Here is a 19066-nt window from a genome sequence, read left to right as displayed (position 1 = left end):
CCTGGGGCGCCCACTTCTGCGGGACGCACCCGATAAACCGAACTCTAGGAAACCGCACCATGTCGAAGATCCTCTTTGTGATGACCGGCGCCGGCCACTGGACGCTGGCGGACGGCACCAAGCACCCGACCGGCTTCTGGGCCGAGGAGGCCGTCACCCCGTACCAGGCATTCACGGCCGCCGGCCACGAGATCGTCATCGCCACGCCGGGCGGCGTCGTGCCACCCCTGGACCAGGTCAGCCTGGCGCCGCAGTTCAACGGCGGCGAGGAGGGCGCGAAGACGATGGCGGACGCCCTCGCCTCGATCAGCGAGATCCAGCACCCCATCAAGCTGGAGGACGTCGACCTCGCCGACTACGCCGCCGTCTTCTACCCCGGCGGCCACGGCCCGATGGAGGACCTGGCCGTCCACGCCACCTCCGGCAAGCTCCTCATCGACGCCCTCGCCTCGGGCAAACCGCTCGGCGTGGTCTGCCACGCTCCGGCCGCCCTGCTGGCCGCCACCGAGGGCGACGGCGGCAACGCCTTCGCCGGTTACCGGCTCACCGGCTTCAGCAACGCCGAGGAGACCCAGTCCGGCCTGGCGGCCATCGCCAAGTGGCTGCTCCAGGACCGCCTGGTCGAGATCGGCGCCGACTACCAGGAGGGCGAGCCGTGGGCCCCGAACGTGGTCGTGGACCGCAACCTGGTCACCGGTCAGAACCCCGCCTCCGCCGGTCCGGCCGCAGCCGAAATGCTCAAGAAGCTGGCCTGACCCACGAATCCAGACCGGAGCAGTGTGGTCCCTGGCTGCGCTGACCGCCGCCCGCGTTGGCATGCGCTTCCGTCTCCGTACGGAAGGTATCGGTGTAGCCAACGACGTCGAGATGTCCATCCTCGGCTTCGGCACCCACCAGATGCCGTCAGAGCAGACAAAGCACCGTTGAGGTGTTCTGCATTTCGCCTGACCCCCTGCGTTGCAACTACTACGGGGCCTCCGTCGCCGTAGGACTTGCGTCTCGTAGGCGATCCCTCGTTCGTCCTTGTCTGTACGTTCTGCGCGACATGGACGTCCCACTCATCTCCTTGAAATCCCTCTTCAGCAGGGGTGCGCCCCCGACCCGTCAGGTGCTCGGAAAGGAAAGACATGAAAGCAATCTCGATCAAGGAACCCGGGGGCCCGGAAGTCCTGGAGTGGATCGAAGTCGAGGACCCGTCCCCGGCTGCGGGCGAGGTCATCGTCGACGTGGTGGCCGGTGCGGTCAACCGAGCGGATGTCGCACAGCGGATGGGCTGGTACCCGGTCCCGCCGGGAGCATCGCCCTACCCGGGACTGGAGGTCTCCGGCCGGATCAGCGCCATCGGCGAGGGCGTGACCCAGTGGCAGCCGGGTGACGAAGTATGCGCGTTGCTTGCCGGGGGCGGGTACGCGCAGAAGGTCGCCGTCCCTGCCGGGCAGCTGCTCAGGGTGCCCAAGGGCATCAGTCTTGTCGAAGCTGCGGCCCTGCCCGAAGCCGCCGCCACGGTGTGGTCGAACGTCTTCATGACCGGTGTTCTGAAGGCGGGCGAGACCTTCCTCATGCACGGTGGAGGCGGCGGCGTCGGCACGATGGCCGTCCAGCTCGCCAAGGCCCGCGGCGCCCGCGTCGTCACCACGGTCGGTGGCCCCGACCAGGCCGCCAGAGTGCGAGCCCTCGGCGCCGACCTCGCGATCAACTACCGCACCGAGGACTTCGCCGAGCACGGCCCGTACGACGTGATCCTCGACGTCATCGGCGGCCACTACCTCCAGCGCAACGTCCACTCCCTGGCCCCCGACGGACGACTGGTCGTCATCGGTCTGCAGAACGGCCTGGAGGGCGAACTCAACCTCGCCGAACTCCTCTTCAAGCGCGCGTCCGTACACGGGACCACTCTGCGTTCCCGCCCGACCGGGCAGAAAGCCGCCATCGTGGCCGAGGTCCAGGACCACGTGTGGCCACTGATCGAGGACGGATCCGTACAGCCGGTCATCGACCGGACCCTGCCCATGACCGAGGCTGCCGAGGCTGCCGAGGCGCACCGGATCCTGGACTCCCACCACATCGGCAAGATCGTTCTGATCAACCCCGACATCGCGTAACGCCGACGCGCTGTCCCGCTGTCGCGCACGAAGCCGCAGGCTGGGTTGTCGTGCGCGCCGGAAGGCGGGCCGAGGAGCGTGGCCGGACGGCGCGCCCCCGAAGACGCCGGCGAGCAAGTTGGCCGGCAGCGGTGCGCCGACGTCGTGGTCAGCTCGGTGGCCTGGATTCTGGGGGCAAACGACCACGGCGACCAGCAGCCCGGTCCCGACCGCCTCGTCAGCGACCGGGCCCTCGCTCACGGGCACCGCGAATGTGGTCCGAGGGTGCTCGCCGTCAGCGGGAGATCACCATCGCGACCCCAAGTGGCGTCGCGCCCGCCCTTGTTCAAGGGGTTCACGTGCGGGGTCTACGTGCGTGAAGGACGAAGGCCGGGGGTGTGTTGCGCCATATGGTGCGGCTGGGGACGACTTCCTCGAAGCGGTCGGCCAGCAGGTCGCGGAACCGGCGGGCGGGGGTGAGGGGAACGGCGTGGAGGTAGGTGAACGCGGTGAAGGCACCCGCCGGGGCGAGCACCGCGGCTGTCGCGTCCATGAGCTGGTGCCGGGTGGGGGTGGGAAAGAGGGCCCAGGGCAGGCCGCTGACCACCACGTCGGCGCTCTCGATGCCACGCTCATCCAGCAGATGGCGCAGATGCACGGCGTCCCGCTGGATCACCTCCGCACCCGGGTGGCGGTGGCGCAGGCGCTGGGCGAGGACTGGATCGATCTCGACGGCCAGGTGGCGGCCGCGTCCGCCGAGCCGGCGCTGGATCTCGGCGGTGAACGGCCCGGTGCCGGCACCCAGTTCCACCACGACGGGCTCACCGCGTTCGGGCACCGGGGCGCAGACCGCCTCGGCCAGGTGCCGCGAGCTGGGCGCGATGGCTCCCATGCGGGCTGGTGAGCGCACCCACTGCCGCAGGAACAGGGTGTATTCGTTCGGCACCTGCGAGGGCCGGCAGAGACGGCACTGCCGGGCTGTGCGGCGCGCGGTGCTGGTGGTCATGTCGATGCCCTCGCTGTTTCATCCCTGTTCGACGCGCACCGGGAACCCCGTGGCAGCCGTCCGCCCGGAGGCGTTCCCGCCGGACGGACTGCCCGCCCCTCACGGGTAGAATGACCGGTAACTCTACTGACGCTTGACGATAGCTCATCCCGGCGGCCTGACGCCAGCACTCGGGGCCCGATTGAGGCATCCCCCACCCGTCCACCACCGACATGGCAGACCTCCTGATGCTGCACGAACCCGAAGATCAGCGAGGTGCTGCCGCGGAGGTCGACGGCGTCCATGCGTGAGCCGACGGCATCCACCTCAACGTCCGCCTGGAAGAGGCCAGAGCCTGCGTACTCGTCCTTGTCGGCGTACATGCGGACTAGCGCCAGGAGCTATTCGCGCTCGAGGACGGCTACCACGAGTCGGGCGGGTCCAGACGTTCATCCAGCTCTGCAACGCGAAGTACCCAAGGTGGTCAAGAAGATCACTGACGACGAGGGCGAGCTGCTGGTGTTCTACGACTTCCCCGCCGAACACTGGATCCAGCTGCGGACGACCAAGCCCGCTGAGTCCACCTTCGCCACAGTCCGCCTCGACCCGAGCATCGTCAGTCGACGATTGCGCGACACCGAGCCTCGCGGATCAACGCCGGCATCTCTTCGGCTTCGGCTCGCCGTGCATGCCGGCGAAAGGCGCCCGGAACTGCGAGTGACCGTCATCGGGTACGGACGCCGTACACGTCCCGGCACTCACCGCCGCGCGTCTGGCGGCGTCGCTTCCCAACCGGGCGATCTCGACCCAGGTGTTCGAATTGCGACTGGCGAGGGTGCGGCGATCAGTCAGAACATGCCGGCAACGCGTCCCCCGCCATCGGTCCGCCGATGCGGCCGGCGCCACCACCGCCGCGACCCGGACGGAGACGAGGGCCAAGGGATGAGAACCGTCCTCGCCTCCGCCACCCCACGGACGCGAGCCATCCGACGCACAGGTCTCGACTATTCAGCCACCGCTCGGCCGCTCGACGGAACGGCACCTGCGCACATCAGCGCGGGAATACGACCGTCAGCAGGCGGAAGAGCTCGGCGCGGTCCTCGTCGGACAGCTTGTCCAGGCCGGTCTGCGTCTGCTCCATCTGCTCGCGGATCGTGTCGATCGCCTTCTGGCCCGCCTCGGTGAGGGCGACGTTCTTCACGCGGCGGTCGGTGGTGCTGACTTCGCGGTGGACCAGGTCGCGCTTTTCGAGTCGGTCGATGATCCCGGTCATGTTCGAAGCGTCACAGGCGAGGGTGTGCGCGAGCGAGCGCATCGAGGCGGGCGCGCGGCGCAGCACCGTGAGGGTCTTCGCCTGACTGGAAGTGAGGCTCATCTCGGTGGCGGCGGCCGTGAAGTCGGCGTAGTGCGTACTGACCGAATGGGCGAGCAGCTCCATGAGCTGTGCCTTGGACGGGGTGGGTGGCATGCGTCGAGAGTACCGCCAAAAGCTTGAGCATCTCAACCTTTGACATCTACCGGCGTCATATTGTTTGATGTCCTCAAGCATCGAGTACCTCAATGGTTTGACTCCTCGACCATCGATGCTCTCGCCCTTCGGGCAACCACAACCTTCCACCGGAAAGAAGACCGTGAAGTCCTCCCTTGCCACCGCGCCGGAGCGCCGCACCGGCAGCCTCAGCCTCGTCCTGGTTCTGGGCCTCGCCGCCATGGTCGTGTCGATGATGCAGACCCTGGTCATCCCGATCCTGGGCATCATCCAGAACGACCTCGGCGCCACAACGGCCCAGGTCAGCTGGGTCACCACCGCCACGCTGCTGTCGGCCGCCGTCTTCACGCCACTCCTGGGCCGCCTCGGCGACCAGCACGGCACGAAGCCGACCCTGCTGGGCGTGCTGGTGGTGATGGTCGCCGGATCCGTGCTCGCCGCGACCACGAGCTCGATGCTGTGGCTCATCGTGGCTCGCGTGATGCAGGGCGCCGCCACCGCGATCTTCCCGCTCGCGCTGTCCGTGCTGCGCCAGGAGGTCGCACCCGCGCGGCTGCCCGGCGCCATGGCCCTGGTCAGCGGGACGCTCGGGTTCGGCAGCGGCCTCGCCCTGGTGAGCGCCGGCCTGCTGACCACGGGTGCCAACCCCGACTATCACCTCGTCTTCTGGCTGGCCGCCGCGCTCGCCACCGCCGCGCTGATCGCGGTTGCGGTCGCCGTCCCCGCGCCCCGCACCCGGACGGGCGGGCGCACCGACTGGCTCGGCGCCGCCGGTCTCGCCCTGCTGCTCGTGCTGTTCCTGCTGCCCATCTCGCAGGGGCACAGCTGGGGCTGGACCTCGGCCCGCACGCTAGGCCTGTTCGCCGGTGCCGCCGTCACGACGGTCCTCTGGGTCTTCGTCGAACGCAAGGTCCGCGACCCGCTGGTCGACATGAAGATGTTCGTCCACCGGCCGGTCCTGTTCACCAACGTCGCCGGACTGCTCGTCGGATTCGCCATGTTCGCGCAGTTCATCGGCGTCTCCTACCTCGTCCAGACGCCCTCTGAGATCGCCGGCTACGGCTTCGGCGCCTCCGTCCTGCGCGCCTCCGTCCTCTACCTGCTGCCCTCCGCCCTCGTCTCACTCGTGGCCGCCCAGTTCGGAGGCGTGCTGGTGCGCCGCATCGGTGCGCGTTTCACCCTCGCCGTCGGTGCCGTCTTCGGCGTCGTCGGGTTCGCCTGGCTGACCCTCGCCCACGACACCACCGCGTCGGTGATCCTGGCCGGCATGGTCGTCGGCGTTGCCATCAGCTTCGGCTACGCCGCTATGCCCGCCCTGATCGTGGCCGGCGTTCCCCACCACCAGACCGGCATCGCCAACGGCATCAACTCCATCTCCCGCTCCACCGGCAGCGCGATCGGCAGCGCGGTCATCACCTCGCTGCTCGCCTCCAACACGCTCGACAACCTGCCCGCCGGAGTCCCCGCGCTGCCCGCCGAGAGCCAGTACACCCTCAGCTTCGCCCTCGCCGGCATGGCGTTCGTGCTGGTCATCGGCGTGGCCATGGTCGGCCTGGCGATCCGCCGCGGATCCCCCTCGCCCGCCACCGGCACGCTCGCCCCGTCAGACGAGAGCGAGACCACGCCGGCCGTGTCGGGCGACAGCGAAGCCGTACCCGCCCCGTCCGGCGACGGCGAAGCCACACCGGCCCCGTCCGGCGACGGCGAAGCCACGACCGCACGCACGACCGCCACGGTCTGACCGCACCACCTGCACGGCCGCGACTTCCCTTCCCCCGGATGCCGACCGGCTTTCCCTCCCTCAACCCAACAGGACACGACTGTGACCGACACCAAGGCAGCCTTCACCCTCGACGACACTTTCACCGCCGCCGAAGCCAGCGCGCTGGTGAACCGGCTGCGCGCCACCTTCCGCACCGGCCGAACCAAGCCCCTGGCCTGGCGGCGGGAACAGCTGACCCGCCTGCGCGACCTGCTCACCGACAACCGCGCGGCGATAGCCGACGCCCTCTACGCCGACCTGCGCAAGAACCGCGCCGAGGCCGACGCCATGGAGATCGACACCACGATCGTCGAGATCGACGACTACCTGGAGCACCTGGAGGAGTGGACCGCCCCGCAGCCCGTCCCCGTGACGGTCCGCGGAGTCCCCGGGAGCACCGCCCGCACCGTGCTCGACCCCCTGGGTGTCGCCCTGGTCATCTCGGCGTGGAACTACCCGATCAATCTGCTGCTGGTGCCCGTCGCGGGCGCGCTCGCCGCCGGGAACGCGGTCGTCATCAAGCCCGCCGAATACGCCGCCCACACCTCGGCACTGCTGGCCGAGCTGCTGCCCGCGTATCTCGACACCGACGCGACCGCGGTCGTCGAAGGCGGCGCGCCGGAGACCACGGTGCTCCTGGAGCAGCACTTCGACCACATCTTCTACACCGGCAACGGCACGGTCGGCCGCATCGTGATGACCGCCGCCGCGAAGAACCTCACCCCCGTCGCCCTCGAACTCGGCGGCAAGTCACCGGTGTTCGTGGACCGGGACGCCGACATCACCACGGTCGCGCAGCGCCTGGCGCGGACGAAGTTCGCCAACGCCGGACAGACCTGCGTCGCCCCCGACTACGTCCTGACCGACCCGGACACCGCGACCGAACTGCAGGCCGCGCTCGTCGTCGCGATCAAGGGGCTGTTCGGTGAGGACCCGCAGACCTCCGATGCCTACGGACGGATCATCAACCAGCGGCACTTCGACCGGCTGTCCGCGCTGCTGCGCTCCGGCCGCACCGTCACCGGCGGGCAGACCGACCGCGCGGACACGTACATCGCCCCTACCGTCCTGGCCGATGTCCGGCCCGACGAGCCCGTGATGCAGGAGGAGATCTTCGGCCCCATCCTGCCGATCGTGACCGTGGCGGACCTGGACGAGGCGATCGCGTTCATCAACGACCGCGACAAGCCGCTCGCCCTGTACGCCTTCACCGAGAACAACACCACCAAGCGCCGCCTCGCCGCCGAGACCTCCTCGGGCGGCCTCAACTTCGGCCTGCCGATGCGCCACCTCTCCGTGCCGACGCTTCCCTTCGGCGGTGTCGGCGAAAGCGGCATGGGCAACTACCACGGCCGCTACTCCATCGAGACGTTCAGCCACCGCAAGGCGGTCCTCGACGTCCCGCTGAGCTGAAGGAACGGAATCGCACCATGGACGACACGCTGCTGGAGCGGCTCGCCGCCGGCAAGTACATGCTGATCACCAGCTACCGCAAGAACGGCACCCCGGTCGCCACCCCGGTATGGGTGGTGCGCGACGGAGACACGCTGGGCGTGCGAACCCCGGCCGATTCCTGGAAGGTCAAGCGGATCCAGGCCCGCGGCGACATCCTCGTCGGCCCCTGCGACCTGCGCGGCAACCCGACGGGCGACCCGGTCCCGGCCACCGCCGAGGTCACCGACGCGGCGACCGGCGCCCGCTACCGCTCACTCATCGCCCGCAAGTACGGCATCGTCGGCCGCCTCATGATCTTCGACAGCTGGCTGCGGGGAGCGAACCGGACGCTGGGCATCCGCGTGCGGCTCACCCCGTGACGATGTGACGCACCGTCTACTCCCGCATCAGGGGCCGAGCGAGCGATCAAGGGGGTCGGATTATGGAGACAGCGCAGAGTCAGCAGCTGGCGGCACCCGGCACCTTCACCGCCTTCACCCGCTTCGTACTCTTCGGCGGCGGAGTGGGGCTCGCCTCCAGCTTCGCCGTGGCGGCCCTCGCCTCCTGGATTTACTGGGGCCTGGCCAACGCTCTGATCACCGCGGCTTCCACGCTCCTCGCCACCGAGTTGCATGCCCGCTTCACCTTCGGCGCAGGCGGGCGCGCGACCTGGCGCCAGCATGCGCAGTCGGCCGGTTCCGCGGCGGCCGCGTATGCGGTGACCTCCGCGGCGATGCTTGTCCTGCGGCAACTGGCGGCGGCACCCGGTGTGGTGCTCGAGCAGGTCGTCTACCTGTCCGCCTCCGCACTCGCCGGTGTCGCGCGGTTCGCGGTGCTGCGCCTCGTTGTCTTTGCGCGGAGCCGCTCGCAGGTCGCGGCCACCGTCCGCACCGCCCGTCCCGTGCACGCGACGGCGGCCCGCGCCGCGGCATCCGCCGGGCCAGTGGTGCTGGGCCGCGCCGCCTGACCGTTCCGCCGGGCCGGGCCACTACGCGGGACGGGCAGCCTCGCCGTGGACCGACGTCCCCATCACGCCCAGCGGCGGGGCCGGTTCCCCGGGGGGGACCTCAACTCTTGACGGCCTCTGCGATCAGTAGGGCGGCCTGGGCGGGCGTGAGATGAGTGGTGTCGATGACCTCGGCCTCGTCGTGCAGCCAGGTGCGGGCCGCCTCGGCGTAGGGCTCAAGGTATTTGAGGCGAAATGGGGAGGGGCCAAGAAGAGTGTCTCCCTCGATGCGCCCTCGCAGGGTGTCCTGGTCGGCGTGGAGGACGAAGTGCCGTACCGGGATGGCATGGTGGGCGAGGCCCGTGCTGATCTCGCGCCAGTACTGCTCGACCAGGACGGTCATGGGCATCACCAGAGTGCCGCCGGTGTAGTCGAGTACGTGGCGAGCGGTCTCGACGACGAGCGGCCGCCACGGCGGCCAGTGCTGGAAGTTGTCCGCCCCGGGCAGCCCCGGCGTGATGTCCATGAGCGTCTCGCCGACCTTCTCGGCGTCGAACACCCGTGAATCCGGGATCAGTTGCTGCACGAGTGCACTGGTCGTTGTCTTGCCTGCGCCGTGGGTGCCGTTGAGCCATACGATCACGGGACCGATGCTAACGCTGTGCGGGCGTGGGAACGGGCACGGTGAAATCCGGTACGGCTTCGGCGTTTCTCATGCCCCTGTCCGGTGGATCATGCCTGGGATGCGGTGATCTGGCACGCCCATCTGCGGCGGTGTCGTCTGGTGAGGGAGGAGAATTTGCGGCATGACCATGGTGAAGGACATCGATGTCCGCGGTATGCAGCACTGCGAGACGACGGCGCTGGGCGTGCCGCTGCGGCATGAGGGACTCGACTTGTCCGAGCCCATGCTGTTCGGGCTCGGCTCCGGGCTGTCCTTCATCTACCGGGGCCGCAAAGGCATGGGCTTTCCCTTTCTGGGAGGCCGGGTCAAGCCGTTCGAGCTCACCAGGAACCTGGCCGCCGTACTCGGGCTTGAGCTGCTGGTCGGGGAGACCACCTCCGCGCGCAAGGCATGGCAGAACGTGGCGGCGCCCATCGACGCCGGTCGGCCTTCAGCTCGACAGCTACCACCTGGACTACTTCAGCACCAAGGTGCACTTCGGCGGGCACATCGTGGCCATGTACGGCTACGACGAACAGGACGCCTACCTGGTGGACACCGACCCGCAGGGCGGAGCCGTCTCGACCACCCTCGCCGGCCTGGCCAGGGCCAGAGCCGAGCGGCCGACGACGGTCTGACAGGGTGGTGACCATGACCTCCGACGGCCGTACCCCCGAGCGCGCCTCACTCGGCACCTGGCCCACCCCGCTCGAACCCGCACCGCGCCTTGCCCGTGCGCTCGGTCTCGGCCCGGACGACCTGTGGATCAAGCGGGACGATCTCACCGGACTGGGCGGCGGCGGGAACAAGATCCGCAAGCTGGAGTGGCTGTGCGGCGCGGCCCTGGCCGACGGCGCGACGACCCTCGTGACCACGGGCGCGCCACAGAGCAACCACGCGCGACTGACAGCCGCGGCCGCGGCCCGACTGGGGCTGCGGGCCGTGCTCGTGCTCGCCGGCACACCCGGATCGTCGGCAACCTCCGCTCCCGGCAACCTCGCGCTGGACGGGCTCTTCGGCGCCAGGGTCGTCTGGGCGGGTTCCGCCGGTGGCGATGCGCTCGTCGCCGCGGCGGCTCAGGAGGCGGAGCGGCTACGGGGTCAGGGCGAGGTCCCGGCGCTGATCCCCTTCGGTGGTTCGAGCGTGACCGGTGCGCGCGGCTATGAGGAGTGCGGGCGTGAACTCCTCACGCAGGCCCCGGACTTGACCACCGTCGTCGTCGCGCTGGGCTCCGGCGGGACGATGGCCGGCCTGGTCGGCGCACTGGGTGCCGGGCGCGTCCTCGGCGTCCACTGCGGGGCCGTCCCCGACCCTGCCGGATCGGTGTCCAAGCTCGTCTCCGGACTGTCCGACGCACATCAGGGCGCCCCGGACGCACTGCGCCTGAGGCTCGACCAGGTGGGCGACGGATACGGCGCTCTGACCGAGCCGGTCATGTCCGCCCTGACCCTCACCGCCCGTACCGAAGGCATCGTGCTCGACCCCGTCTACACGGGGCGTGCGATGGCCGGCCTCGCCGCGGCGGTGGAGGACGGCGACATCCGCCCCGGGCAGCGCACCGTCTTCCTGCACTCGGGCGGCCTGCCGGGGCTGTTCGGTCACCAGGCCACACTGACGAGAGCTCAGGCCGCACTCATCTCCGAGGACTGACGAGACGGAGCGAGGCGTCAGTCCTATGGTCGGGGCATGGAGATCTCCGAAGAGACCCTCGTCCCGGCCGACCCCGACCACACCTGGCGGCTCGTCACCGATCCTCGGTACGTCCAGCAGTGGTACGCATTCGGCGGCGCGGACATCGAGTTGGCGCCCGGCGGCGCGATGCTCCTGCGCTGGGACGAGCACGGAGCGTTTCCCGCGAGGGTGGAGGCCGTGGACCCCGGCCACCGCTTCGCCTTCCGGTGGCTGCCGGAACCGGGCGACCTCGTCGAGATCACCCTCTCGGCTCAAGACGCCGGAACGTTGGTACGGATCACCGAGAGCGGCGCGCTGGAAGACGCCGCCACCAGCGCGATGGCCTGGAGGAACTCCCTCTCGCTGCTCAGCGAGCTCGCCCAGGCCCAACAGCGGTGATCGCGCCGTCACCGCCGCCGGGGCCACCGGGCCGGCCGCCGGGCCCAGGTCCACAGGACCGGCGTGTGGCCCCCGAGCCTCAGTGGCCGGCGGCGGCTTTGACCAGAGCGACAGCCACTCCGATCGCCGCGTCGACGGCGCCCGCCAGCAGGGCGACCGTGGTGCCGTTGCCCATCCGGATGCCGCCGTAGCAGCCCCAGCCGAACAGGCCGGCCACGCTGACCCCGGCCGCGGCGAACAGCGCGGTCTCCAAGTCCATCACGTCCAGGGCCGCGGAGCCGATGAGGACGAGCGGGCCGACCGCTGAAAGCAGCAGCGGGCTGCTGACCCACAGCATCCGGCGCAGCTCCGAGCCCGTGGCGACCCTGCCGTGCACCGTGCGGTGGGCCTGCTCGTCGGCGACGAGCGTCGCCAGCCAGAGCCCGACCGCCGCGGTCGCCACACTGACCGCTGCCCCGGCGGGGGTGGGGTGCTCGGCCGCCGAGACGCCGATCACCACGGAGATCATGGTGATGGTCGCGTACAGCCGCTCCTTGAGCCAGTTCAGCCAATCGGCCGTGGTCCGCGGGTCGTTGCCGGCTACGGCCGCGGGCCCGCCGGCCGGGAGGGGCGGGCGCCCGGCGCCCTCGGAGTCGTCGTGGCCCATGGGGTGAGCGTAGGTGTTCGGTGGGGGAGGTCTGACGCCACGTCAGGGCGTGTTGCCGACCGCCTGCCGACCCGACCGAGGGCGCGGTACCGAGCCGGCGTCATCGAGCACCGGGCGGTTCGGCAAAGTACCAGTCGGGATGTCTGGGGGCCGCGTAGTCCGCGTCCAGCAGCACCTTGTCGACCCTCTTCTTGACCGCTGTCGCGCTCCTCCTCGCATGGCCGAGTTCCCCTGCGGCGGTGACGAAGAGGTCGAGGTTCTGCTCGTCCAGGGCCTTCTGGCAGTCCTGGCTGCCCTTGGACGCCTGGGCGCCGAACTGCTGCCAGAGCAGCCGAGCCTGCGGATCGGGGATCCGGAAGTAGGAGCCGTTCGCCCACCGCGCGACGTTGCTCAGGTTGGTGCAGGTGGGGCGGACCCGGCGCAGGGAGGTCATGCTCGCGTCCTTGGCAGCCGCGATGGCCCGCAGCTGGGTGACGAGGTAGGTGGAGTGGGCATTGGCGTGCCAGATCAGGTAATGCCCACCGAGGCGGTACCAGGCGTACACCTGTCGCGCTCGTGTGTCGGCGGGCACCGGCGCATCGGCGACCCCTCCCCACTGCTGCGTGGATCGTTGTGCGGCCACCGGGGTGACGACCCGGACCTTCTGCCGCGCCTGCCTGACGGTGTCCGTCGCGGCGATCCCCACCGCCGCCACGCAGAGCACGCTCACGCCGATCCGCAGAGCGCGAACCGCCCGCGGGTCATTCCTGAGGGGAGGGGATGTCCGTGCCGACCGCCGTGGCGGGGACGGCCGTAGGCGCCGGCAGATTGATCCGACAGCGGCCACGAGCACGGCCAGGACGGCAGCGAGTAGCAGTGTGCCGTTCACCAAGGTCAGGAACGCCGACCCCAGCAGCTGCCAGGCAGGTGTCCAAGTACAGCCGGACTCAAGGGTGTTCAGCGGCCCAACGCAACCGTCCGAAGAGACGAGCAGAAGCAGCCCCGCGAGTCCCACCAGGGCCGCCGTCTCAGCTGCGATCAGCGTGCCGAGCAGCCGGTGGGGACCGCTTCTCGCTGCTGCCGCGCCGGCCGCGATCACCGTCGCGAACACCAGGGCCACGAACAGCCAAGCCAGATAGCTCCACACGAAAATGCCCCCGCGCTGCTGGGGGCCGGGCTGCCAGGTGTGCATGTACGCCTGCACACCCACGACGGCGATCCAGGCGACGACCCCACCCACCATTCCCGCCCGCAGCACCCGCCCCAGCGGCGGAAGGCCTTCCCCGGACGGCTGCACGAGGACGCCGGTGTCGGGCAGGGCGCCTTCGGCCCAGCGGGGCGTGGCCGTGCTCGGCCCGATCGCCCAGGCCAGCAGTGGCACCACCCAGAACACCGCGACCGCGGCGGGGAGCAGGGGTGGACCCAGCGCGTTCAGGACCGGCGGCAGCACCGCGGTGATCGCGGACAACATGGCCGGGTGCCCTGTGAACGAGCCGGGGAAGTCGTACTGCAGGGCCGCGTGCACCCCGGCGGCAGAGAACGAGAATCCGCTCGCGTACGGCGCCCCGGCCTGCCCCCACCAGGCAAGCCAGCAGCACAGCACCAAGGCGCCGGCCGCCAGGTTGAGCAGCAGCACCGGGCGCAGCGTCCGCCCCCGCCAGGTTCTGGTCCACAGGCGGGCGCACTGGGTGACCCACCAGGCGTATGCCACGCCGGCGCATACGACGAGCAGCAGGAACTGCGGCCGGCTGGGAAACCACTCGGCGCCCGAGCCGAACCCGGTGATCAGGTTGCCGGCCGCCATCCCGGCGCCGAGCCACAGCCCCGCCCGCACTCCCGAGGGCGGTCGGCCCGCCGTCAGGGCGGCGTGCACCACCGCCCGCCACAGCGCGATCCCGGCCACCCCGGTGACGAGGACTGCCGAGGCCAGGAACACCGCCTGGTTCAGCCACCCGCCGGCCAGGTAGTACGGCGACAGGTAGCTCAGCACATAGGAGTGGATCAGTGTCGCCGCGGTCCCGGTCAGGAACATCGACAGCGCGCGGATGCCGAACAGCGGCGAGAGATCGGCCAGGACGTCACGGCGCAGTTCCCATCGCGGGTGGGTACGCCACACGTCCAGGAACGACGCGAAAGCCCGCCGCAGCGCGCTGTCCGTCGGCGCCGGCTCCGGCTCCGTGACGGCCCAGCCTTTCGGGTCCGCGCCCCAGCGGACGGCCGCCAGGTCGGCGTAGACCTCCCGGCTGTGGAGCACGTCCGATCGAGCGAGGTACACCAGCGCCACCATCACGACGGGAAGCAGCACACCCCGCGTCGTCGCCGGCAGGCCGCTGAGCCAGTCCGACGCCCCGAACTCGAAGTAGGTCCCGTAGATCACGTCGCCCTCCCAGACCAGGTAGGGCACGAGCACCATGGCGAGGAACACCCGCCACAAGCAGATGGTGACGTAGGTGAGGGTCACGTCCCGGTTGGCGATGTGCGCGAGTTCATGCAGCAGCACCGCCCGGAAGCGCTGGGCCTCGACGCTTCTTCGGGCGAGGAGACCGCCGTGCAGACACACGATCGGACGGCCGTTGCGTCCGAACACCACCGCGCCGGTGGAAGCGGCTGCCGGGTCGACGACAGCCCGCGGCGTACGGGCCAGGCCGGCCGTCGCCGCCAAGTCGTCGAGCAGGCGGCCGAGTTCGCCGTCATGGTCGACCGACTCCAGGGGCACGAGCCGGCCGCGTCTGCCCTTCCAGGCCGGAAGGACGAGGAACAGCACGCCTGCCGCGCCGGACAGCAGGACCGGCCACCCGGCGATCCCCCACCATGGGGGCGGTGGAGCGTACTCGGCCATACAGGCTATGTACGGGACGGCCTGGCTGAGGGCACTGACCAGGGCGGGTCCGTTGCCGATGTTGGCGGGATCCACCCCGGCCGCGAGATTGCAGTTCAGGGTGTTCGCACTCTGGAACGCCTGGAGGACGGGCAGGATCATCGCGCCGCTGGCCGTCAGCAACAGGATCACCAGCATCGCGAACCGAACTGTCGTGCCCACGCCAATCACCCGCTCGGCAAGCGGCGCCCGGGGATCCGGCGTAGCCATCGCTCAGTCCTGGCCCGGGGTGCTGCCGCCGGCCGGGTTGTCCGGCTGCTGCGGTGGGTCGCCCGCCTCTGCCAGCACCAGCCGGGCCACCACGGCGTCGGCGATCTCCTTGGCGCGCCGCTCGGACAGGCCCCGTTCCGTGGCAGCCTGCAGCACCTGCTCGCGCACCTGCCCGAGCTGCTCGCGGGTGAGCGGCGGGACGACGACGGGAGCGGGGCGACGGCGCAGAACGCCGCGCAGGCCGGCCATGATTCGCTGCACCACTCCCTCGGCGATCACGTCGCTGAATCGCCTGGCCGCTTGGTCCACCGTGAGCCAGACGACCGGTGTCACCAGGATCGCGATCTCACCCCAGCCGAACCCCAGCGGTTCCCGTCGACGACCCCGTCCCCTCAGCCGCCGTACGACCGTGCCGTCATCGAACTGGAACAGCCCGTCCACGAGCGGAAGTTCGTCGGACGCCACGTCCCCGACCACCTCACGTACGACGTCGCGCACACTCCTGCCGACCGGCGCGGTCATCCCAGAACCCATGTCCGTCCCCCGAAAGCTCGCTACCCATCAAGTCGGCCAAGTCGCGCGCGAATGCAAACTCTGGCACGGAATCCGAAGAATCAGCACGGATTCACGCGATCACAACCGGCACAAATGAGCCATCCACGATCACCGAGATGAGCAACACCACCTCTTCACCCCTCTGACCAGGCTCCCTCCCACCAGCCTTCCGGGAGACGGAAGCGGTATTGCGCCCCCGTTCAGCCCGTCCCGACGATGTCCCCACCACCCAAAGACGGGAGCCGCCCCCATGCCGCACACCACCGCCTTCGCCAGGAACCAGTGGTACGTCGCCGCCTACAGCCACGAGGTCGGGCGGGAGTTGCTCGGTCGGACCATTCTCGGGGAGACCCTCGTCCTCTACCGCACCGAGGAGGAGGGGACACCCGTCGTGCTGCACGACCGCTGTGTGCACCGGCGCTACCCGCTCTCCGAGGCGCCGACCCGGCTCGACGGTGACCGGATCGTGTGCGGGTACCACGGGTTCACGTACGACACGACCGGTACGTGCGTGTACGTGCCGGGGCAAAAACGCGTCCCGCGGACGGCGCGCGTGGCCTCGTACCCGGTCGTCGAGCAGGACTCCCTGATCTGGGTGTGGATCGGCGACCCGGCGCTCGCCGACCCGCAGGGCATCCCGCGGGCCAGGCACCTCGACTCCCCCGGCTGGGTCACCGTGCGCGGCATGGAGCCCATCGACTGCGACTACGGGCTCCTCGTCGACAACCTGCTCGACCTCTCCCACGAGACCTACCTCCACGGCGGCTACATCGGCACCCCCGAGGTCGCCGAGACGCCGATCACCACGGAGGTCGACGAAGGCGCCGGGATCGTCCGGGTGAGCCGGCACATGGACGACGCCGAGTGCCCGCCGTTCTACGCCAGGTCGACCGGTATCGAGGGCCGGATCACCCGCTGGCAGGACATCGAGTACCACGCCCCCTGTCTGTATCTGCTGCACAGCCGCGTCGCGCCCGTCGGCGTGGTGCCCGAGCCGGACGGCAGCGACCCCGGCGGCTTCCACACCGAGGTCACCTACGCCATCACTCCGTCCGGCGACGGCAAGGTGTACGACTTCTGGGCGGTCTCGCGGGACTGGGCGACGGACGACGACGAGGTCACCGAGTTCCTGCGCGGCAACAACCACACGGTCGTCATGCAGGACGTCACCGCCCTCAACCTGCTCCAGAAGACCCTCGGCACCGAGCGCCACGGCTACCAGGAGCTGAGCATCAACATCGACACCGGCGGCCTGGCCGCCCGCCGTATCCTCGCCCGCCTGGTCGAGGAGGGCGACAAGCCCGTGGAGAAGGTCCTGTGAGCGCCGGTCCCACCGGCGAGATCTACCGCATCGACTGGCTGCCGGGCACCGACGTCCTGCACGGCACCTGCCACTGCGGCCGCGAGCACACCGCGCAGGACCCGGTGGAGATGTGGGAGTGGATGCTCGCCCACCCCCAGGGGCACCAGCCCCAGGGACAGCAGCCGCAAGGACGCGAGCCACAAGGGAACAGTTCATGAGCGACGTGTACGAAGCCGAACTCGTCGTCCACCGCCGGGAGTTCGCGGCCGACGGCGTCCTCGCCCTCACCCTGCGCCACCCGCTGGGCGAGCAGCTTCCCGCCTGGGAACCCGGCGCTCACATCGACGTCCTGCTCGGGCCGGTGCTGGAGCGCCAGTACTCGCTGTGCGGTGATCCGGCGGACCGTGACGCCTGGCGGATCGCCGTGCTGCGGGAGCCGGACGGGCGCGGCGGATCCGCCCATGTGCACGAGCGGTTGGGGCAGGGCGACAAGGTCCGGGTGCGCGGCCCGCGCAATCACTTCCGGCTGGAGCCCGCTCCCCGCTACCGCTTCATCGCCGGTGGCATCGGCATCACCCCGATCCTGCCGATGCTCGCCGCGGCCGAGGCGGCGGGCGCCGAGTGGACGCTGCTGTACGGCGGTCGCAACCGTCAATCGATGGCGTTCACCGGGGAGTTGGGGCAGTACGGCGATCGGGTCGCGATCGCTCCGCAGGACGAGTCGGGACTGCTGGACCTCGCCTCGGTGCTGGACGAGGTGCCCGACGGCACGCTCGTCTACTGCTGCGGGCCCGGTCCCTTGCTGGACGCGGTCGAGGAACGGTGCCCGGCCGGGCTGCTGCACGTGGAGCGGTTCGCACCGAAGGAGCAGGAAGGCGACGAGAACACGGAGTTCGAGGTCGAGCTGGCGCGGAGCGGGCTGACCCTGACCGTCACCCCAAGTGTCTCCGTACTGGACACCGTCCGGGCCGCCGGCATCGAGGTGCTCTACTCCTGCACCGAGGGCACCTGTGGGACCTGCGAGACCGACGTCCTCGACGGCGCCCCGGACCACCGGGACTCCGTGCTCACTCGGGAGGAGCAGGAGTGCGGCGAGACGATGATGATCTGTGTGTCCCGGTGCCGGGGGCAGCGGCTGGTCCTGGATCTGTGATCCGCAGGTCGGCCTCGATGCCGCCGACCGTCGCCAGCAGGTGCGGCAGCAGGTCGCGGCGTACGGAGTCCATCGAGTTGCGGCCGGCGTGCACGGCGATGTTGACGGCCGCCACCACGTCGCCGCCGCGATCCCGCACCGGGGCGGCGACCGACCGCAGCCCCTCCTCCAACTCCTGGTCGACGACGGCGTAACCCTGCCGTCGGACGCGGCGCAGTTCCGCCCGCAGGGCGTCCGCAGTGGTGAGGGTGCGGGCGGTCAAGGGCTTCAACTCGGCGCGCTCCAGATGGACTTCGGCTTCCGCCTCCGGTAGGTGGGCCAGGATCACCCGGCCCACCGAGGTCACATACGCCGGGAAACGGGTGCCCACGGTGATGGACGCCGTCATGATGCGGCGCGTGGCGACCCGGGCGACGTACACGATGTCGTCGCCGTCGAGGACGCACAGCGACGACGACTCCCTTACCTGCGCGACGAGTTGCTCCAGATGCGGCTCGACGATCTGCGGCAGCGTGTAACCGGCGAGGTAGGAGTAGCCGAGTTCCAGTACGCGCGGGGTGAGCCGGAAGAGGCGGCCGTCCTGGTGGACGTAGCCGAGGTCGGCGAGGGTCAGCAGCAGGCGGCGCGCGGCGGCGCGGGTCAGGTCGCAGGTGTGGGCGACGTCGCTGAGCGTGCGGGCGGGATGGTCGGCGTCGAAGCAGCGGATGACGGCCAGGCCGCGCTCGAAGGACCTCACGAAGTGCGGTGCGCGGGCTTCGGCGGACATCGCCACCTCCAGAAGTGTCAACAATGTTGTCGGCGAACCTTGGTGAACCCATTGACCGGATGCGATTGAGGCTTCTACCTTCCCGCTGAGCAACCCCGCGCACTACTGTGCGCGTTGCGCACAACCTGTCGGAACACCGTTGCAC

At 70.2% G+C, this 19066-nt stretch carries 18 protein-coding genes and 1 pseudogene; 12 read left to right on the top strand and 7 right to left on the bottom strand.

The window, feature by feature from the left end; genetic code table 11:
• The first annotated feature begins 59 nt into the window (after nucleotides 1–59).
• Together OG254_RS42125 and OG254_RS42120 are read left to right on the top strand one after the other, a co-directional pair.
• Nucleotides 60–755 (top strand): type 1 glutamine amidotransferase domain-containing protein, encoded by a 696-nt coding sequence (locus OG254_RS42125; RefSeq protein WP_405592839.1) that lies wholly within the window; start codon nucleotides 60–62, stop codon nucleotides 753–755.
• A 372-nt stretch (nucleotides 756–1127) separates the two neighbouring features.
• Nucleotides 1128–2102 (top strand): NAD(P)H-quinone oxidoreductase, encoded by a 975-nt coding sequence (locus tag OG254_RS42120; protein ID WP_405592837.1) that lies wholly within the window; start codon nucleotides 1128–1130, stop codon nucleotides 2100–2102.
• Between the two features lie 334 nt (nucleotides 2103–2436).
• On the opposite strand, the gene OG254_RS42115 is transcribed toward OG254_RS42120, so the two are convergent.
• Both OG254_RS42115 and OG254_RS42110 read right to left on the bottom strand, forming a co-directional pair.
• Nucleotides 2437–3087 (bottom strand): class I SAM-dependent methyltransferase, encoded by a 651-nt coding sequence (locus OG254_RS42115; RefSeq protein ID WP_405592835.1) that lies wholly within the window; start codon nucleotides 3085–3087, stop codon nucleotides 2437–2439.
• Nucleotides 3088–4117: 1030 nt separating this feature from the next.
• Nucleotides 4118–4534, bottom strand: coding sequence for a MarR family winged helix-turn-helix transcriptional regulator (locus tag OG254_RS42110; RefSeq protein ID WP_405592833.1), 417 nt, complete (start codon nucleotides 4532–4534; stop codon nucleotides 4118–4120).
• Nucleotides 4535–4649: 115 nt separating this feature from the next.
• Between OG254_RS42110 and OG254_RS42105 the strand changes: the two genes are divergently transcribed.
• The 4 genes from OG254_RS42105 (at nucleotide 4650) to OG254_RS42090 (ending at nucleotide 8718) form a co-directional block, all read left to right on the top strand.
• A complete protein-coding gene (locus OG254_RS42105; RefSeq protein WP_405595524.1) occupies nucleotides 4650–6296 on the top strand; it encodes an MFS transporter in 1647 nt (548 codons plus the stop codon).
• Between the two features lie 144 nt (nucleotides 6297–6440).
• On the top strand, nucleotides 6441–7730 hold the full coding sequence (locus OG254_RS42100; protein WP_405595521.1) for an aldehyde dehydrogenase family protein: 1290 nt from the start codon (nucleotides 6441–6443) through the stop codon (nucleotides 7728–7730).
• A gap of 17 nt (nucleotides 7731–7747) precedes the next feature.
• Nucleotides 7748–8131: a PPOX class F420-dependent oxidoreductase gene (locus OG254_RS42095; protein ID WP_405592831.1), complete on the top strand. Its 384-nt coding sequence runs from the start codon at nucleotides 7748–7750 to the stop codon at nucleotides 8129–8131.
• Between the two features lie 62 nt (nucleotides 8132–8193).
• Nucleotides 8194–8718 carry a hypothetical protein gene (locus tag OG254_RS42090; protein ID WP_405592829.1) on the top strand — a complete coding sequence of 175 codons (525 nt, stop codon included), beginning with the start codon at nucleotides 8194–8196 and terminating at the stop codon, nucleotides 8716–8718.
• Between the two features lie 100 nt (nucleotides 8719–8818).
• On the opposite strand, the gene OG254_RS42085 is transcribed toward OG254_RS42090, so the two are convergent.
• Nucleotides 8819–9340, bottom strand: coding sequence for an ATP-binding protein (locus OG254_RS42085; protein WP_405592827.1), 522 nt, complete (start codon nucleotides 9338–9340; stop codon nucleotides 8819–8821).
• Nucleotides 9341–9503: 163 nt separating this feature from the next.
• Between OG254_RS42085 and OG254_RS42080 the strand changes: the two are divergent.
• The 3 genes and pseudogenes from OG254_RS42080 to OG254_RS42070 form a co-directional block, all read left to right on the top strand.
• Nucleotides 9504–9984: pseudogene (locus OG254_RS42080) on the top strand (BtrH N-terminal domain-containing protein); the annotation flags it as partial.
• Nucleotides 9985–10012: 28 nt separating this feature from the next.
• On the top strand, nucleotides 10013–11011 hold the full coding sequence (locus OG254_RS42075) for a pyridoxal-phosphate dependent enzyme (RefSeq protein ID WP_405592825.1): 999 nt from the start codon (nucleotides 10013–10015) through the stop codon (nucleotides 11009–11011).
• Between the two features lie 36 nt (nucleotides 11012–11047).
• On the top strand, nucleotides 11048–11431 hold the full coding sequence (locus tag OG254_RS42070; RefSeq protein ID WP_405592823.1) for an SRPBCC domain-containing protein: 384 nt from the start codon (nucleotides 11048–11050) through the stop codon (nucleotides 11429–11431).
• Between the two features lie 79 nt (nucleotides 11432–11510).
• Here OG254_RS42070 and OG254_RS42065 read toward each other — a convergent pair whose 3' ends face one another.
• From OG254_RS42065 to OG254_RS42055, 3 genes are all read right to left on the bottom strand, one after another.
• Nucleotides 11511–12077 carry a hypothetical protein gene (locus OG254_RS42065; protein ID WP_405592821.1) on the bottom strand — a complete coding sequence of 189 codons (567 nt, stop codon included), beginning with the start codon at nucleotides 12075–12077 and terminating at the stop codon, nucleotides 11511–11513.
• 100 nt (nucleotides 12078–12177) lie between these two features.
• The gene (locus tag OG254_RS42060) at nucleotides 12178–15096 is read right to left on the bottom strand and encodes a M48 family metalloprotease (RefSeq protein WP_405592819.1); all 2919 of its coding nucleotides are present in this window, start codon (nucleotides 15094–15096) and stop codon (nucleotides 12178–12180) included.
• A gap of 51 nt (nucleotides 15097–15147) precedes the next feature.
• Nucleotides 15148–15666 (bottom strand): hypothetical protein, encoded by a 519-nt coding sequence (locus OG254_RS42055; protein WP_405592817.1) that lies wholly within the window; start codon nucleotides 15664–15666, stop codon nucleotides 15148–15150.
• Nucleotides 15667–15949: 283 nt separating this feature from the next.
• Here OG254_RS42055 and OG254_RS42050 point away from each other — a divergent pair, with 283 nt between their 5' ends.
• Genes OG254_RS42050 through OG254_RS42040 form a run of 3 tightly spaced genes read left to right on the top strand, consistent with a single transcriptional unit; the run spans nucleotide 15950 to nucleotide 18155 of the window.
• Nucleotides 15950–17020 carry a Rieske 2Fe-2S domain-containing protein gene (locus tag OG254_RS42050; protein ID WP_405592815.1) on the top strand — a complete coding sequence of 357 codons (1071 nt, stop codon included), beginning with the start codon at nucleotides 15950–15952 and terminating at the stop codon, nucleotides 17018–17020.
• Nucleotides 17017–17220 carry a hypothetical protein gene (locus tag OG254_RS42045; protein ID WP_405592813.1) on the top strand — a complete coding sequence of 68 codons (204 nt, stop codon included), beginning with the start codon at nucleotides 17017–17019 and terminating at the stop codon, nucleotides 17218–17220. The genes OG254_RS42050 and OG254_RS42045 overlap by 4 nt, the downstream gene beginning before the upstream one ends.
• A complete protein-coding gene (locus OG254_RS42040; RefSeq protein ID WP_405592811.1) occupies nucleotides 17217–18155 on the top strand; it encodes a PDR/VanB family oxidoreductase in 939 nt (312 codons plus the stop codon). Before OG254_RS42045 ends, OG254_RS42040 begins: the two co-directional genes overlap by 4 nt.
• Here the strand turns inward: OG254_RS42040 and OG254_RS42035 are convergent.
• Nucleotides 18070–18921 (bottom strand): IclR family transcriptional regulator C-terminal domain-containing protein, encoded by an 852-nt coding sequence (locus OG254_RS42035; RefSeq protein WP_405592809.1) that lies wholly within the window; start codon nucleotides 18919–18921, stop codon nucleotides 18070–18072. The two genes, OG254_RS42040 and OG254_RS42035, sit on opposite strands and share 86 nt — an antisense overlap.
• Nucleotides 18922–19066: the final 145 nt, after the last annotated feature.

Source organism: Streptomyces sp. NBC_01092 (assembly GCF_045039535.1).
In the GTDB taxonomy this organism is placed as follows: Bacteria; Actinomycetota; Actinomycetes; order Streptomycetales; family Streptomycetaceae; genus Streptomyces.
This window is presented reverse-complemented; position numbering and strand designations above follow the sequence as displayed.

Bases quoted from the DNA above. Each gene is read 5' to 3' on its own strand.
- OG254_RS42105 (WP_405595524.1), top strand. From the start codon at position 4,650: ATGCTCTCGCCCTTCGGGCAACCACAACCTTCCACCGGAAAGAAGACC.
- OG254_RS42040 (WP_405592811.1), top strand. From the start codon at position 17,217: ATGAGCGACGTGTACGAAGCCGAACTCGTCGTCCACCGCCGGGAGTTC.
- OG254_RS42110 (WP_405592833.1), bottom strand. From the start codon at position 4,534: ATGCCACCCACCCCGTCCAAGGCACAGCTCATGGAGCTGCTCGCCCAT.
- OG254_RS42050 (WP_405592815.1), top strand. From the start codon at position 15,950: ATGCCGCACACCACCGCCTTCGCCAGGAACCAGTGGTACGTCGCCGCC.
- OG254_RS42125 (WP_405592839.1), top strand. From the start codon at position 60: ATGTCGAAGATCCTCTTTGTGATGACCGGCGCCGGCCACTGGACGCTG.
- OG254_RS42070 (WP_405592823.1), top strand. From the start codon at position 11,048: ATGGAGATCTCCGAAGAGACCCTCGTCCCGGCCGACCCCGACCACACC.
- OG254_RS42120 (WP_405592837.1), top strand. From the start codon at position 1,128: ATGAAAGCAATCTCGATCAAGGAACCCGGGGGCCCGGAAGTCCTGGAG.
- OG254_RS42095 (WP_405592831.1), top strand. From the start codon at position 7,748: ATGGACGACACGCTGCTGGAGCGGCTCGCCGCCGGCAAGTACATGCTG.
- OG254_RS42115 (WP_405592835.1), bottom strand. From the start codon at position 3,087: ATGACCACCAGCACCGCGCGCCGCACAGCCCGGCAGTGCCGTCTCTGC.
- OG254_RS42090 (WP_405592829.1), top strand. From the start codon at position 8,194: ATGGAGACAGCGCAGAGTCAGCAGCTGGCGGCACCCGGCACCTTCACC.
- OG254_RS42035 (WP_405592809.1), bottom strand. From the start codon at position 18,921: ATGTCCGCCGAAGCCCGCGCACCGCACTTCGTGAGGTCCTTCGAGCGC.
- OG254_RS42075 (WP_405592825.1), top strand. From the start codon at position 10,013: ATGACCTCCGACGGCCGTACCCCCGAGCGCGCCTCACTCGGCACCTGG.
- OG254_RS42055 (WP_405592817.1), bottom strand. From the start codon at position 15,666: ATGACCGCGCCGGTCGGCAGGAGTGTGCGCGACGTCGTACGTGAGGTG.
- OG254_RS42065 (WP_405592821.1), bottom strand. From the start codon at position 12,077: ATGGGCCACGACGACTCCGAGGGCGCCGGGCGCCCGCCCCTCCCGGCC.